Origin of the sequence: Mesorhizobium sp. M0816 (genome assembly GCF_040320005.1) — a bacterium.
Classification (GTDB): Bacteria; Pseudomonadota; Alphaproteobacteria; order Rhizobiales; family Rhizobiaceae; genus Mesorhizobium.
Map to the genome: position 1 here is coordinate 42,987 of NZ_JAMYOT010000019.1, position 14,814 is coordinate 57,800.

The following is a 14,814-nucleotide window of genomic DNA, read 5'->3' on the forward strand; positions in this document are numbered from 1 at the left end:
GGCGTCTGGAAGATGGGAGACTTCAGCGCGAACGTGAGCTTCCGCTCGGAGTAGGTGAGACGGCACTAAAGCGCAGCAAATAACTACGCATAGCTACGATTGACTACTATTTTTAACTCTGCCATAAAGCCCCTACTCGAACAGGGAGAGCGCTGGTGGATTACGTTTCGATTCCCTTCCCGCAGGATCTATACAACCGCATTATCCTTCGATCCGGGGGCAAGCTTGACCCGGTCAGCCTAGCCGTCGATCAGGTGGAACAGTTCATCGAGCGAACGCGGGACGAGCCGCTTGTGTGGACCAGGGAGGGCGTTGCCCAGTTCGCAGCAGAGCAGGCCGTTGCTGGAGCTGAGTTCGGCGACCCCGATCGCGGCCATCAGTGGAGCTTTGTGTTCCTGCCCAACGGAACCGAGCTTCGCATGAAGTACCTGGGTAAGACACACTACGCGACCATCAAGTCCGAGAATGTGGTAAGCGATGCGACCACATTTTCTTCGGTGTCTCAATGGGTCAGGAACGTGGCGCGCGGCACGTCTCGGAACGCATGGCACGATGTCTGGATTCGCTTTCCGAAGGAATCGGAGTTCCGATACAGCGACACCGTCAGAGACGCGAAACGCAAGGAGCTTGTCAGAAAGCTGTAGGCCTTCGGTCCGGACCGCCAGCGCTCGCCGGTTACGGCCCGCCATAGCCGCGCAAGCCGGTGCGAAGCCGTCATCTCCTGTAGACACCCTTCCCACCCGGCAAGCAAAGGCCGCCAAATGTCAACGATCGCGGGTATGATCGAGCTTCGCATGGAGCGCTTCGTCAACTTCCAGATGGAACGCCGGCAGAAATCGAACCGGCTCCCTACGCCCGCAGTCCCCTCGCCTCGCCGCCGCGCTTGCGCGGAACCATCATGTCCCTGGCAAGCAGGCCGCTCACCCGGCAAAAGGCCATGAAGGCCCGCCATGCGTCTTCGGTCTCGACGATGTCTACCGTGGCGCCAAAACAGGCATTGAACGCGGCCTGGTAGGTTGGTCCCTTCCGGCGAACCGGCCACGTTTGCAGGAAATCGAGCGCCTGCTCGACACTGTAGATTTCCTCGACCGGCTGGCCGGGCACAGGCGCGATCCGCACCGGCACCTCGAATTGCAGTCTGTCCATTCGATCTCTCCCGAACCGACCCCCGCAGCAGCGCCGTTCGTCGCAAAAAGTTGCCGTGGCGGCTAACGCTTGGGCCGACTTCTCGCCTAGAAATGTGTCGTCACTACGGTGGTCAATGAACCCGGCGAAGCATGGGCCGCTAGAGGCAAGGAGAATGCTCCCAGGCGTGAATATCGCCGGTCTTCGGCCGTCGCCGGCAGTTCGTCCTTGAACCTTGCGCTTTCCAGTGCCAAATCTGGGAAGGTTTCTCTCGCGGAGGCTCATCCAGCCCCGCATCCTGCAAGACGGATAAAAATGGTCACCTATCTCGACGCCGCCACGGCACCGCTCAGAAACACCGGCCAGATCCGTCTTTACGACGAGGAAGGTTTTGTCGGCATGCGCAAGGCTTGCGATCTCACCGCGCGCTGCCTCGACGAACTGGTACCGATTGTGGCGCCCGGCGTCACCACCGAAGCGATTGATCGCTTCGTCTTCGAGTTCGGGATGGACCATGGCGCGCTTCCGGCGACGCTCAACTACCGTGGCTACACGAAATCATCCTGCACCTCGATCAACCACGTCGTCTGTCACGGCATACCCGACAGCAAGCCATTGAAGGATGGCGACATCGTCAATATCGACGTCACCTATATCCTCGACGGCTGGCATGGCGACTCCTCGCGCATGTATCCGGTGGGTACGATCAAGCGTGCCGCGGAGCGGCTGCTCGAAGTCACGTATGAGTGCCTGATGCGCGGCATCGCGGCAATCAAGCCGGGCGCCCGAACCGGCGCCATCGGCGCCGCCATCCAGACCTATGCCGAAGCCGAGCGTTGCTCGGTGGTGCGCGATTTCTGCGGCCACGGGGTTGGCCGGCTGTTTCACGACGCGCCGAATATCCTGCATTACGGCAGCGCCAGCGAAGGCGTCGAGATGCGGCCGGGCATGATCTTCACCGTCGAGCCGATGATCAATCTCGGCCGGCCGCATGTGAAAGTGCTGTCGGACGGCTGGACCGCGGTGACGCGCGACCGTTCGCTGTCGGCGCAGTACGAGCACACGATCGGCGTCACCGAGACCGGCTGCGAGATCTTCACGCTGTCGCCAAAAAACCTCGACCGCCCCGGCCTGCGGGCCTAGTGTCTGGCAGATCGGGCGTTACCTTGCCCGGCAAATGCTGGGTGGGGCAGCCATGAACGGTGACGATGACGAGCGGGCCTTCTTTCCCGAAAGGCCAGTGCGATCGCCCGCGAAGGCGGTGGCCGCCGACAAGCCGCATTATCTCGGCCATCGCGACCGCCTGCGCGAGCGCTTCGCCGCCGGTACCAACACCCTCCCCGACTACGAACTGCTCGAGCTTTTATTGTTTCGGCTGATCCCGCGCGCCGACACCAAGCCGGTCGCCAAGGCATTGCTGGCACGCTTCGGTACATTGGCCGAGGTCCTCGGTGCGCCCGTCGAGCGCCTGCAGGAGGTGAAGGGCATCGGCCCGGCGGTGGCGCTCGACCTCAAGGTGGTTGCGGCAACGGCGCAGCGCATGGCGCGCGGCGAGATCGTCGGCCGCGAGCTGTTGTCGACCTGGACGCAGGTTCTCGAATACTGCCGGTCGGTGATGGCCTTCGAGGAGCGCGAGCAGTTCCGCATCCTGTTCCTCGACAAGAAAAACGCGCTGATCGCCGACGAAGTCCAGCAGGTCGGCACAGTCGACCACACACCGGTCTATCCGCGCGAGGTGGTCAGGCGCGCCTTGGAGCTCTCCGCCACGGCGATCATTCTGGCGCATAACCATCCGTCGGGAGACCCGACGCCGTCGCGCGCCGACATCGAGATGACCAAGCTGATCATAGAAACGGCCAAACCGCTTGGCATTGCCGTTCACGACCACATCATCATCGGCAGGAAAGGCCACTCCAGCATGAAGGGCCTGCTGCTGATCTGAGGTTTGGCGTTGTTTTCAGCTTTGTCCGCTGTGCGCCTCTGTACCGCAACGTCAAGGCGGTCGGCTCGATAAATTCTGGCGCCGAGGCTCAGCTGGCCGTGCGCAGGCGTCGCGATCGGACAAAGGTCTTAAGTCCCTCGGAATCGAATGCGTGGCCGAAGGCATAACCCTGCAATATGTCGCAGCCCAGGCCCTTGAGTAGCCGTGCATGCTGCATCGTCTCGACGCCTTCCGCCACGACCTCGATACCCAGCGACTTGCCGATTTCAATGATCGACGAGACAACCTGCCTTCTCTGCGGAGATTTGACGATTGGGGTGACCAGCTGCCGATCTATCTTCAGCCGGCGCGGCTGCAACTTCAGCAAACTGACCATCGAAGCGTAGCCGGTACCAAAATCGTCTATTTCGACGTCAATCCCCAGCTCTTTTATCTGCTCGATATTCCAGGTGACAAGGTCGTCGTTCTCGTCCAGGAAAATCGACTCAACAAGCTCGAACGAAACTGTTCCTTTCTTGATATTTTGTTCTCGCAGGCTCTTGATGAGCTCCTCGTCTTGAAGGCGCCTGGCCGAGACATTGACCGACACCCGCGGAATGTGAAGTTTTGCAGCGGACCACTCTTCGAAATCCGAAAGCGATTGCTTCAATATGGCTTGGTCGATAATCGAGACGACGTTCAGTTCTTCTGCAATCCTCAGGAAGATGTCGGGCGCCAAAATACCCTTTATTGGATGTTTCCACCTCGCCAGCGCCTCAACCCCAACGATTTCGAGCGTCTTTGCGTCAAATTGGGGCTGGTAGAAGGGGATGAACTCGTTGCGCTCGAGGCCGCCGAGAATTTCGTCGGCAATCCGCTTAGTATCGACGATTTCGCTTTGCATCGCGTCGGTGAAGAATTCGTATCGATTGCGGCCCCGCCCCTTTGCTCGGTAAAGCGCGATATCGGCGTTCACCAGCAGGTGTTTGGCTTCGACATCTTTTGCGTTATCGACAGCGATTCCCACGCTGACACCAAAACGGCATCGATGACCCTGATAGTAGACGGGTTCGCGCATCTGGCTGATGATGCGGTCGGCGAGCAGCGCCAGTTGCTTGGTATCGTCGCGCACCACGCACAGAACGATGAATTCGTCTCCCCCGATACGGGCGACGAATCCCTCGTCGCCGACCTTCGACCTGAGCACGGTTGACGCGTGAACCAGCATCGCGTCACCGGCGGCGTGGCCCAGCGTATCGTTGATGTGCTTGAACCGATCCAGATCTATGTGAAGCAGTGCCGCGTGCCCGCCTGAGCGCCTGGCGTTTGCCGCGTAATGTTCCAGTACCTGGTCGAGGTAACGCCGGTTGGGCAAGCCGGTCAGCGAATCATGAAGCGCGATGTGCTCTATGCGCGCTTTGGCCGACTCGAGTTCTGCATTTTTCGACTCGGACAGCTGTTTTGCACGAACCAGATCCTTGTTCAGCAGGACGTCGGCAGTCACGTCCCATTCCGCGCCGATCATTTTTGGGGTGTCGTTTGCGACCCGGTAGAGGATCGCCTTGGACCGGACATGACGGATCTCGCCATCCTGACGCACAATCCGGTACTCCGACAAATATGGTCGTCCGCTGGCCACCGCCCTGTCGAAGTCCGCGTTGGCGCCAGCCAAATCATCTGGGTGGATTGCTCCCGCCCAGTCTGGGTAGCCCCGGTGCTCGCCGGTTGGTTTGCCATATATTTCGTTGACGCGATCATCCCACGTAAGCTCGTTGGTCGCGAGATCGTGTTCCCAAACCCCAATAGCCGAAGCTTCCAGAGCGAGTTCCAAGCGTCGTGACAATCGACGCAATTCCGCATAATTGCGCTGTCTTTCGCCAATCAGGCGGCCTGTGACCAGGAAAGGGAACACAACCAAGGCTCCGGCCGTCGCCATGATCGCGCGCAACAACCATGCGTTGCTTGGCGTCGAAGGCCAGCCGTTTTTGGGAATGGCCGCGAGCTGCCACGAGCCGGAAGGAAGCAAAACGTCAGCCGTCACCGGATCGCTTTTGCTGATCTCCTCATTGCCGTAGAATTGACCACCTCGGTGACCGAGGGCGTCCCTGCCGATCAGCGCTACGTCGATCCCGAGATCGTCGTCAAGCAAGCCGCTCGCTCTGTAAAGGCGCTGCACGTCGACAACGGCGGAAATGATACCCCAGAACCTTTCCGTATTGCCAGCGCTCGGCACGAAGACCGGAAAGCGGCCGATGAAGCCTTGTCCTCCCTGTTTCAGGTCGACGGGACCGGCAAGCACCAGCTTGCGTTCGTCTCGCGCCCTTAGCGCAGCCGCACGCTGCCGCTCGTTCTTGCGGTAGTCCAGACCCATCGCCTGCTCGTTACCCTCCATCGGATACATAAGGGAAACGACCAGATCAGGCGCGCCGGCAATATCGTTCAATTGCGAGTCGGCGCCAAACAGATTGCTCGCGAGCGAGGCGAAGCGTTGCTGTCCCATATAGGGCTCGGTCACGACCGCGGCGACCAGTCCACGCACGAGTTGAAGGTTTCCGTTGATATTGCCTTCGAGCTTGGCGCGGATGAGATTGACCTTGGTCAGCACGTCCGCACGGACGGCCTGGTCCGAGACGATTTTGTTCTGGTGCTCCGCGAACGCTGCGCTGACAAGGATGACGACAAACGCGATCGCCGCCGGAATATTTGCCGACGAAAAGACGGCCTCCTTGATGCCGTTGAACCTAGCGCGGAAAAAAGCCAATAGGCGATTCCTCAAGTGCCATTTTCAGGTTCTCGGGGTCGACCCGATGAGGAACATTAGCTTTCAATGTTTAATTTGACCTTCATACTCCTGAGAAATTTCATTTTCCGACGGCTGACGCCGGCTGCGATACCGACAGCGATGCTGAAGGCGGGCTGCACGATGCGGACCAACATGAAACGCCAGCTAGATCAGCCTTGCTCGGAAGATCGAGGCGCACGAGCGCCATTGCACATTTCGACGCTCCGACCCGAGTACTCTGGAGCGTTGACCTTGGACTAGTGCCCCTCAATCGCCTTGGGAGACACAAGGTATGGTATCTTGCCGACGCTGCGCTTCGTCGCGCCAATGGAATAGGCCATCGGTATCTTGGGAGAGTTCTCGGGTAGGCCGTACATATCCTTGCCGGCGCGCACGGCAAATGAAAAGTGCTGCCACGAAACCGTATCATGCTCATTGAGAAAATCGAGCGTCAGACCAGCTGAAATCAGCGCATTCACCACGTCACTGATCGGGTGGATCCATTCATAATAGCGAGGATGCTTCAAGATGCGATCATCGCCGGTGTAGGTCAGTTCCTCGTTCCAGGCGAGCGGCCGAGCTATCGGCGTTCGCCAGTCGTGCTTCAATTCCAGGGCCGCGGCCTTTCGATCGCACTGAAACATCAATGGATGGCCCTCGGCCATGTAGAGGCGGCCGCCGGGTCGCAGAAGATCGGCAACCACCCGCGCCCAACGGAACACGTCGTCCAGCCAGTTTACCGAGCCCCAAGTAACGTAAGCGATGTCAAAGGTCCGGCCGAGCGCTTCCACCGCCTCGAACAGTGGCGCTTCCACGAAGCGCACGTCGGTGCCTGCCTTCGCAGCAAAATCCCGCGCCGCCACGATCGCCGTCGGTGAAAAGTCGAGCCCGGTCACGCTGCCTGCGCCGAGATTCTTCAGGCTGATCGTGTCAAGACCGATGTGACACTGCAGGTGGACGATATCCTTGCCGGCGATATCGCCGAGCTCGCGTGTTTCCAGCTCATAGAGATTGGATCCGCCGGCCAGCACATTCTCGATGTGGTAGCTGCCCGTTGTGTCGGTCGAGTGCAGTTCGGCCCGATCATCCCAATTAAGGCGGTTCGCGCCCAGAAAGCGTTCCAAATTCCCCCCACCCCTGACTGACGCATGGTAAACAAGTCGTTAAAGCACCTTTGCAGCGAAAGTAGCGCGCGTCAATCCGGACCGGGCGGCAGTGCGCCGCCGCTCGCGAAAGCATCAGCCCCGGGAAGGCTTGCTGCTGATCAAAGGCTTCTGGCGCGATCGCCGCGCCCGGCGACAGGACCCCGCAGGCGCTCCCGGACTCCGCCGTCGTGGTCTGTATGTGGATTAGTCGGTTCCTCAGCCCGGCACAGCCACCATCGCGATATTTCTGGAGAGCTCGTTTGTGGGGGCAACTGCGTCTGCCGTGCCGCTCGTGAGTGCTCGGTAGAGTGCCACATAATCGCTGCACATGCGCTCGACCGTGAACCGCTTCTCGAACGTCTGCCGCACTCGTGCGCGATCGAGGCTGTCTATGCGCCGGAGCGCGCCCACGGCTTCCTCCACCGTATCCACGATCCATCCGGACACACCGTCATCGATGATCTCCGGGACGGCGCCACGCCGGAACGCAACCACCGGCGTACCGCAGGCCATTGCTTCGATCGTTACGAGCCCGAAGGGTTCCGGCCAGTCGATCGGAAACAAAAGCGCTATCGCATTGCCCAGAAAATCCGCCTTTTGCCGCTCATCGATCTCGCCAATGAACTCCACGTTCGAATGCCGCAGCACTTGCGGCTCGACCCTTTCCTTCCAGAACGACTGGTCCACCTTGTCGATCTTGGCGGCGATCTTCAGGGGAAACCCGGCCCGCGCTGCTATTTCTATGGCCGCTTCCGGCCCCTTTTCCGGCGAGATGCGACCGAGAAACGCAAGATAGCCAGAGGTGTTCGGGTGGAATGGCAGAAGATCGCGGGGCAGGCCGTGATGCACGGTTCCAACCCAATTGACGGGCGGCATGGGCCGGCGCTGGTCGAAGGAGATCGAGACCAGGGGAACGTCGTCGAACATCGCATAAAGCTGCGCCAGATCGGGCAGGTCGAGCCTGCCGTGAAGCGTGGTAACCGTTCGTCTGGCAAAATCCCGAATTATGGGGAAGTGCAGGACATCGACGTGGAAATGTAAAACGTCGAATTCATCGGCTCGCCGGCGCACCCGTTCAAGCATCATAACATGGTGCGGACCACCGTCCTGGACCCTGGGGTTCAGGCGCAGCGCGACGTCGCAACACCGCACCAGCTCGGCTGAGGTACGAGAATCGGCGCTGGCGAACAGCGTCACCTCGTGGCCCTGTCGGACAAGTTCTTCGGTCAGATACGAAACAATTCGCTCCGTTCCACCGTAGGTTCGGGGCGGCACGGATTCGGTTAGCGGTGCGATCTGGGCTATTTTCATTTAGAAATCTTTTCGGCGGCGACCGCCGTCTTTCAAACAAGCTTCGGCGGCAACCAAGACAAGCGAGAGCTTCCAGTTGCGAAGTATTCTATGCAGAGCGTATTTATAGTTGTGCCGTCCGTGCTCCTCCCGTGCAATCAGGTTGCCCTTATTCAACTCCTCTGCATCCAAGAACTGCGATCCATGAGAAATGTTTCACCGGCTCGATAAAAAGACAGAATGAGCTACGCGCCGCCGCCCCGCCGCCCCCTGACAGGCAGCTTTGGATCGCTCGATCACCACCAAGTGATCCAGGCGTGCCGGTGCCGAATGGAACATAAAGCCCGGAATTCAGTTAGATAGCCGGATTTGGCTGGAGTACCGCCAGATGCGGAATTCCAGCCGGGCAGGGCACTACCGTGACACGGAGTGAGCGGCTTCGGGCGCATCTCGCCGAACTCAGGCACCACCTTGCCGAACTCGGGAGCCATAAACGCTCCCTATGGAGGATGCCATGAACCAGTGGACAAACGCCAGGCTCTGTGACGTAGCCAACCTGATCCTTGGGGCAATTCTGTTCTTCTCCCCCTGGATCTTCACCTTTGCGGCAGGCCCGCAGACGCAGAACGCCCTCGGCAGCGGAATCTTGATTGTCGTGCTTTCGGTTGCCGCCCTCGCAGCATTTGCCGTGTGGGAAGAGTGGGTGAACCTGGTCGTCGGACTGTGGGTTCTCGCATCGCCCTGGGTGCTTGGATTCCAGGCGACCACGGCGATGACCGTGCATGTCGTGATCGGCATTCTGGTCGCCGTGCTGGCGGCGATCGAGCTCTGGATGATGTATCAGAACCCGCCGACCCAGTCCGCCGCCTAACAGGCGCAGCCAGCCAGCGCCCTTTTTTGGGCCTGACGGATCTATCGGTCGTCTGCCGGTCTCTCGGCAACAGCCGCCGGAGGCCGGGCAGGCGGCGTTTGTTTGGACGAGAATAGGAAGGATGGCGCATTATGGTCGGTGACAATCCGCGTTCGACGGCCAGGATTGCGGGACATCCTATTCATCCGATGCTCGTGCCATTTCCGATCGCCTGCTTCGTCGGCACCCTGCTGACGGATCTAGCCTATTGGCGAACAGCGGAGATGATGTGGGCTGACTTCTCCGCTTGGCTGGTTACCGTCGGCGTGATCATGGGCTGCCTAGCAGCGATCGCGGGGCTGATCGATTTCCTGGCCAATCCGCTGATAAGGGCACAGCCCCCCGCCTGGCCGCACGTGCTCGGCAATCTTCTGGCGCTGGCGTTATCCATCATCAACATGCTCGTGCACTCCCGCGATGCATGGACCTCCATCGTTCCTACCGGCTTGATCCTCTCGGCGGTTGTCGTGCTCATCCTCATCTTCACTGGTTGGCTGGGCTGGTCCATGGTGTACCGGCATCACGTCGGAGTGGCGGATTGATGCGCATAGCAAGCTCCATCGGTCAGACCAGGCGCATCGCGGTGTCCGTCCTCGTTTGCACTGCGGCGATCACTCTTGCAGCGTGCAGCGGCAACGACCCGGATCCCAGCAGTCAGATAGGGCCGAATCCAAACCTGCCGGAGCCGATCCAATATTTCTTCCCGCCCATGCACCTCGCTTCCGTGGTCGGATGGAAGAACGACGAAAAGCCGACCGTCGCGCAGGGGCTGCAGATCCAGGCTTATGCCCACGGCTTGCAGCATCCGCGGTCGCTTTACGTGCTGCCCAATGGCGACGTCCTGGTGGTCGAGTCCAAGGCGCCGGGTGGCGGACCGATCAAACGGCCCAAGGATTTGGTGATGGGCTGGATCGAATCCTGGGTTACCTCGGGCGGCGACAGCGGCCCAAGCAACCGCATTACGCTGCTGCGCGACACCGATGGCGATGGCAAGCCGGAGCTGACCAGCGTATTCCTCGACCACCTGAGCTCCCCCTTTGGCGTGGCGCTGGTGGGAAGCGATCTCTACGTCGCCAATACCGAATCCATCGTCCGCTATCCCTACAACACCGGTGACACAAAGATCACCGCGCCCGGGACGCCGCTAACCGCCCTGCCCGGCGGCCCGATCGACCACCATTGGACGAAGAGCCTGGTGGCAAGCCCCGACGGCTCGCTGCTCTATGTCGGCATCGGCTCGAACAGCAACGTCGCCGAAAACGGCATCGAGGCGGAGAAGAACCGCGCCGCCATCTGGCAGGTAGACAGGGCCACCGGCCGGTCGCGCATTTTCGCCAGCGGTTTGCGCAATCCAAACGGCCTGAGCTGGGAGCCGCAGACCGGGGCGCTCTGGGCAGTGATCAATGAGCGCGACGAGCTCGGCCCCAATCTCGTGCCGGATTATCTGACCTCGGTAAAGGATGGCGGCTTCTACGGATGGCCATACAGCTATTACGGCCAGCATCTCGATCCCCGCGTCATGCCCCAACGTCCGGACCTGGTCGCAAAAGCGATCGTTCCGGATTATGCACTGAGTTCCCACGTCGCCCCTCTGGGACTGGCCTTCTATACGGCAACCAGCCTTCCCGAGGCATATCGCGGCGGCGCCTTCGTTGGCGAGCATGGCAGCTGGAACCGCACGCGTTTTAATGGTTACAAGGTAGTGTTCGTACCATTCAGCGGCGGCCGTCCGAGCGGCGTCGCTACCGACGTGGTGACTGACTTCCTGGACAAGGACAACAAGGCGCGCGGCCGGCCTGTCGGCCTGGCTGTCGACAAAACCGGGGCCCTGCTCATCGCCGACGACGTCGGCAACACAGTTTGGCGGGTGACATCTGCCGGCCAATAAACTGGCTCCACTCTCTTCGTCGAGCGTCGAGCAGGTGAACGGACACTGCTCGAAGCAATCGTGCTGACGTTCTTCGTCATGCTGCTGTTCCTGCAGAACCTGCGCGCGACGATCCCCGACGATCGCCGTTCCGGTGACTCTGCCGGGCACATTCGGCGTGCCCGCCCTTGCCGGTTACTCGACGCTGACGATGTTTGCCACGCGCTGCCGCTGATCATCGCCGAACCGAAGGACCGCCAGCGCCGAAATGGTATTTTTGCCCTTCCCACAGCCGGCTCTAGAATTTTCATCGCAAATCAAGTTATGATGCACTTGGTATTTCCCGGGGACGGCTTGCGCCGCTTGGAATACCGGGAGGAACCGGGACATGGCCGTTGCGCTTGTACTCGTTCTGATAGTCGTGGGCTCGGTGTTGCTCCACTTCCTGAGCCCATGGTGGTGGACGCCGATTGCCTCGAACTGGGACTATATCGACAACACCATCATCATAACTTTCTGGATCACCGGTGTCGTCTTCGCCGCCGTGGTTCTTTTCATGGCCTATTGCGTCTTCCGCTTCCGTCATCGGGAAGGCAATCAGGCGGCATATGAACCTGAGAACAGGCGGCTCGAATCCTGGCTGACGGTCGTCACCGCGGTTGGGGTCACCGCTTTGCTCGTTCCAGGCCTGTTCGTCTGGAGCCGGTTCGTTAACGTTCCAAGTGACGCAACCGAGGTCGAAGTCGTCGGCCAGCAGTGGCAATGGAGTTTCCGCCTCCCCGGCAAGGACGGCAAGCTCGGCACATCCGACACTCGCGACGTCAACGCTGAAAATCCACTCGGCGTCATCGCCACCGATGCCAACGGCCAGGACGATGTCGTAGTGGAAGCGGCCGACCTGCACCTCCCGGTAGGCAAACCGGTCAAGATGCTGCTCCGCTCGATCGATGTGCTGCACGATTTCTACGTGCCGGAATTCCGCGCCAAGATGGACATGATCCCGGGCTCGGTCACCTATTTCTGGTTCACTCCGACCAAGACCGGAACCTTCCAGGTCCTGTGTGCCGAACTCTGCGGCCAGGGACATCCGATGATGCATGGCGTGGTCATGGTCGATACTCAGGAAGACTATCTGGCGTGGCTTGGCCAGCAGCAGACTTTTGCGCAGCTGTCCGCCCCCCAGCAGATGGGCTCGGCAGAGTAGGAAACCGGAACGACGGCGCGCCGTCGGGATTGAAATTAGTGTGGCAAGCCCGAACTGTCGGGCTGGCCGAAAAGGGCACGGAGGTGTTCCTATGGTCGATATCACACCTGCAGATGCGGTACCGCCGGCCGAAGTCGCGGAAATGGAACTCTACCATCCGCACAGCTGGTGGACGAAATACGTTTTCTCGCAGGACGCCAAGGTCATCGCCATCCAGTATTCGGCGACGGCGACAGCGATCGGCATGGTCGCGCTGGTGCTATCCTGGCTGATGCGGCTGCAACTCGGCTTCCCCGGCACATTCGACTTCATCACCCCGGAAGCCTACTACCAGTTCATCACCATGCACGGCATGATCATGGTGATCTACCTGCTCACGGCACTCTTCCTGGGCGGCTTCGGCAACTATCTGATCCCGTTGATGGTTGGTGCTCGCGACATGGTCTTTCCCTATGTCAACATGCTGAGCTACTGGATCTATCTGCTCGCCGTGCTGGTCCTGGTGTCGAGCTTCTTTGCGCCCGGCGGACCGACGGGTGCCGGCTGGACGCTCTATCCGCCGCAGGCGATCATGACCGGTACGCCAGGCGGCCAGGACTGGGGCATCATCCTGATGCTTGTCTCGCTGATCCTGTTCATCGTCGGCTTTACCATGGGCGGCTTGAACTATGTCGTGACGGTGCTGCAGGGGCGCACGCGCGGCATGACGCTGATGCGCCTTCCGCTTACTGTCTGGGGTATTTTCACCGCCACCATCATGGCGCTGCTCGCCTTCCCGGCGCTGTTCGTCGCCTGCGTGATGATGCTGCTCGACCGGGCGCTCGGCACCAGCTTCTTCATGCCGGCGATCGTCGAGATGGGCGAACAGTTGCAGCACGGCGGCGGCAGCCCGATCCTGTTCCAGCATCTGTTCTGGTTCTTCGGCCATCCGGAGGTCTACATCGTGGCGCTTCCGGCCTTCGGCATCGTATCCGACCTGATCAGCACCCACGCGCGCAAGAACATCTTCGGCTACCGCATGATGGTCTGGGCCATCGTCGGCATCGGCGCGCTGAGCTTCGTGGTCTGGGCGCACCACATGTATGTCAGTGGCATGCATCCCTATTTCGGCTTTTTCTTCGCCACAACGACATTGATCATCGCCGTCCCAACAGCCATCAAGGTCTACAATTGGGTGCTGACGCTGTGGCGCGGCGACATCCACCTCACCATCCCGATGCTTTTTGCCTTGGCCTTCATCGTCACCTTCGTCAATGGCGGGTTGACTGGGCTATTTCTTGGCAATGTCGTCGTCGACGTTCCGCTGTCGGACACGATGTTCGTCGTCGCCCATTTCCATATGGTCATGGGGGTTGCCCCGATCATCGTAATCTTCGGCGCGATCTATCACTGGTATCCGAAGGTCACCGGCCGGATGCTGAACGAGACACTGGGCCGGTTCCATTTCTGGGTCACCTTCCTCGGCGCCTATCTGATCTTCTTTCCCATGCACTATCTCGGCTTGATGGGCGTGCCGCGGCGGTACAACGAATTGACCGACATGACGATCATGACGGAATCGGCCCACCACCTGAACTCGTTTATCAGCATCATGGCTTTTATAGTCGGTTTTGCTCAGATTGTGTTTCTGTTCAATCTCATCTGGAGCATCCGCCATGGCCGTGAGGCTGGCGGCAATCCGTGGCGGGCAACGACGCTCGAGTGGCAGACGCCCGAAACACCGCCCGCCCACGGCAATTTCGGCAAGGATCTGCCGATCGTCTATCGCTGGGCCTATGACTACAGCGTACCGGGAGCCAAGGAGGACTTCATACCGCAAAACGTTCCGGGCTCCTTCGCGCCCTCCAGGGAGCCGGCATGAGCGTAATCCTGGTCTTCCTGCTCGTGATCGCCGGTATTGCCGGGTGGTGGCTTTCCCATCAGCGGCTAATGACGAAGCCGTGGCTCGAGCAAGGTATGATCGGGGATTTTGTCGCTCTGGACCGATCGGCGCTGCCGACCGCAAAGATCGGTCTCGGCGTCTTCCTTGCCGTCGTCGGCTGCCTGTTCGCGCTGTTCACCAGTGCTTATTTCATGCGCATGGCGCTGTCGGATTGGCGGCCGCTGCCCATCCCGCCCCTGCTCTGGCTTAACACCGGCGTACTGGTCTTGAGCAGCATTGCGATACAGTGCGCTTCGCTCGCAGCGCGCAAGGGTCAAGTGGACATGGTCAGGCTTGGCCTCGCCACCGCTGGACTCACGGCGCTCGTTTTCCTGATTGGACAGCTTGTGGCATGGCGGGAACTGAGTGCGGACGGCTATTTTCTGGCATCCAATCCGGCCAACAGCTTCTTCTACTTGCTAACGGGAATGCATGGCCTGCATATACTGGGAGGACTGGTCGGGCTGGGCAGAACGAGCGTCGGCGCCTGGAACGGAGCGCAGCCGCAGCGGCTTCGCCTCAGTGTCGAGCTGTGCGCCATGTACTGGCATTTCCTGCTTTTCATCTGGCTCGCCATCTTTGCGCTTCTGGCCGGCTGGGCTTCGACTTTAATCGACATTTGCCGAGGGTTGCTGACCTAGGAGGAATG

The 14,814-nt window shown here is 60.1% G+C and carries 13 protein-coding genes and 1 pseudogene; 10 read left to right on the forward strand and 4 right to left on the reverse strand.

The window, feature by feature from the left end; genetic code table 11:
* The first annotated feature begins 155 nt into the window (after positions 1-155).
* The gene (locus NKI17_RS25390) at positions 156-644 is read left to right on the forward strand and encodes a hypothetical protein (RefSeq protein ID WP_352568840.1); all 489 of its coding nucleotides are present in this window, start codon (positions 156-158) and stop codon (positions 642-644) included.
* A 205-nt stretch (positions 645-849) separates the two neighbouring features.
* On the opposite strand, the gene NKI17_RS25395 is transcribed toward NKI17_RS25390, so the two are convergent.
* Positions 850-1,146, reverse strand: coding sequence for a DUF982 domain-containing protein (locus tag NKI17_RS25395; protein WP_023678889.1), 297 nt, complete (start codon positions 1,144-1,146; stop codon positions 850-852).
* A 294-nt stretch (positions 1,147-1,440) separates the two neighbouring features.
* Between NKI17_RS25395 and map the strand changes: the two genes are divergently transcribed.
* Positions 1,441-2,268 carry a type I methionyl aminopeptidase gene (map, locus tag NKI17_RS25400; protein WP_352454462.1) on the forward strand — a complete coding sequence of 276 codons (828 nt, stop codon included), beginning with the start codon at positions 1,441-1,443 and terminating at the stop codon, positions 2,266-2,268.
* A 52-nt stretch (positions 2,269-2,320) separates the two neighbouring features.
* A complete protein-coding gene (gene radC / locus NKI17_RS25405; RefSeq protein WP_352568841.1) occupies positions 2,321-3,067 on the forward strand; it encodes a RadC family protein in 747 nt (248 codons plus the stop codon).
* A gap of 88 nt (positions 3,068-3,155) precedes the next feature.
* Here the strand turns inward: radC and NKI17_RS25410 are convergent, their stop codons facing one another.
* The 3 genes from NKI17_RS25410 to NKI17_RS25420 all read right to left on the reverse strand — a co-directional run bounded on the left by NKI17_RS25410 (position 3,156) and on the right by NKI17_RS25420 (position 8,284).
* Positions 3,156-5,735 (reverse strand): bifunctional diguanylate cyclase/phosphodiesterase, encoded by a 2,580-nt coding sequence (locus tag NKI17_RS25410; protein ID WP_036239064.1) that lies wholly within the window; start codon positions 5,733-5,735, stop codon positions 3,156-3,158.
* 350 nt (positions 5,736-6,085) lie between these two features.
* A complete protein-coding gene (locus NKI17_RS25415; RefSeq protein ID WP_023678894.1) occupies positions 6,086-6,952 on the reverse strand; it encodes a class I SAM-dependent methyltransferase in 867 nt (288 codons plus the stop codon).
* A 237-nt stretch (positions 6,953-7,189) separates the two neighbouring features.
* On the reverse strand, positions 7,190-8,284 hold the full coding sequence (locus tag NKI17_RS25420) for a glycosyltransferase family 4 protein (protein ID WP_352451365.1): 1,095 nt from the start codon (positions 8,282-8,284) through the stop codon (positions 7,190-7,192).
* A gap of 493 nt (positions 8,285-8,777) precedes the next feature.
* Between NKI17_RS25420 and NKI17_RS25425 the strand changes: the two genes are divergently transcribed.
* The 7 genes and pseudogenes from NKI17_RS25425 to NKI17_RS25455 all read left to right on the forward strand — a co-directional run bounded on the left by NKI17_RS25425 (position 8,778) and on the right by NKI17_RS25455 (position 14,806).
* Positions 8,778-9,134 (forward strand): SPW repeat protein, encoded by a 357-nt coding sequence (locus NKI17_RS25425; RefSeq protein WP_352451366.1) that lies wholly within the window; start codon positions 8,778-8,780, stop codon positions 9,132-9,134.
* A 131-nt stretch (positions 9,135-9,265) separates the two neighbouring features.
* A complete protein-coding gene (locus tag NKI17_RS25430) occupies positions 9,266-9,715 on the forward strand; it encodes a DUF2231 domain-containing protein (RefSeq protein ID WP_352568843.1) in 450 nt (149 codons plus the stop codon).
* Positions 9,715-11,061 (forward strand): PQQ-dependent sugar dehydrogenase, encoded by a 1,347-nt coding sequence (locus NKI17_RS25435; protein WP_352906953.1) that lies wholly within the window; start codon positions 9,715-9,717, stop codon positions 11,059-11,061. The genes NKI17_RS25430 and NKI17_RS25435 overlap by 1 nt, the downstream gene beginning before the upstream one ends.
* A gap of 42 nt (positions 11,062-11,103) precedes the next feature.
* Positions 11,104-11,260, forward strand: a pseudogene (locus NKI17_RS25440) (efflux RND transporter permease subunit); the annotation flags it as partial.
* A 168-nt stretch (positions 11,261-11,428) separates the two neighbouring features.
* The gene (gene coxB, locus NKI17_RS25445; protein ID WP_352906954.1) at positions 11,429-12,244 is read left to right on the forward strand and encodes a cytochrome c oxidase subunit II; all 816 of its coding nucleotides are present in this window, start codon (positions 11,429-11,431) and stop codon (positions 12,242-12,244) included.
* 91 nt (positions 12,245-12,335) lie between these two features.
* Positions 12,336-14,105, forward strand: a complete 1,770-nt coding sequence (gene ctaD / locus NKI17_RS25450) for a cytochrome c oxidase subunit I (protein WP_023678901.1) — start codon at positions 12,336-12,338, stop codon at positions 14,103-14,105.
* Positions 14,102-14,806, forward strand: coding sequence for a cytochrome c oxidase subunit 3 (locus NKI17_RS25455; protein ID WP_352466990.1), 705 nt, complete (start codon positions 14,102-14,104; stop codon positions 14,804-14,806). The genes ctaD and NKI17_RS25455 overlap by 4 nt, the downstream gene beginning before the upstream one ends.
* Positions 14,807-14,814 lie beyond the last annotated feature (8 nt).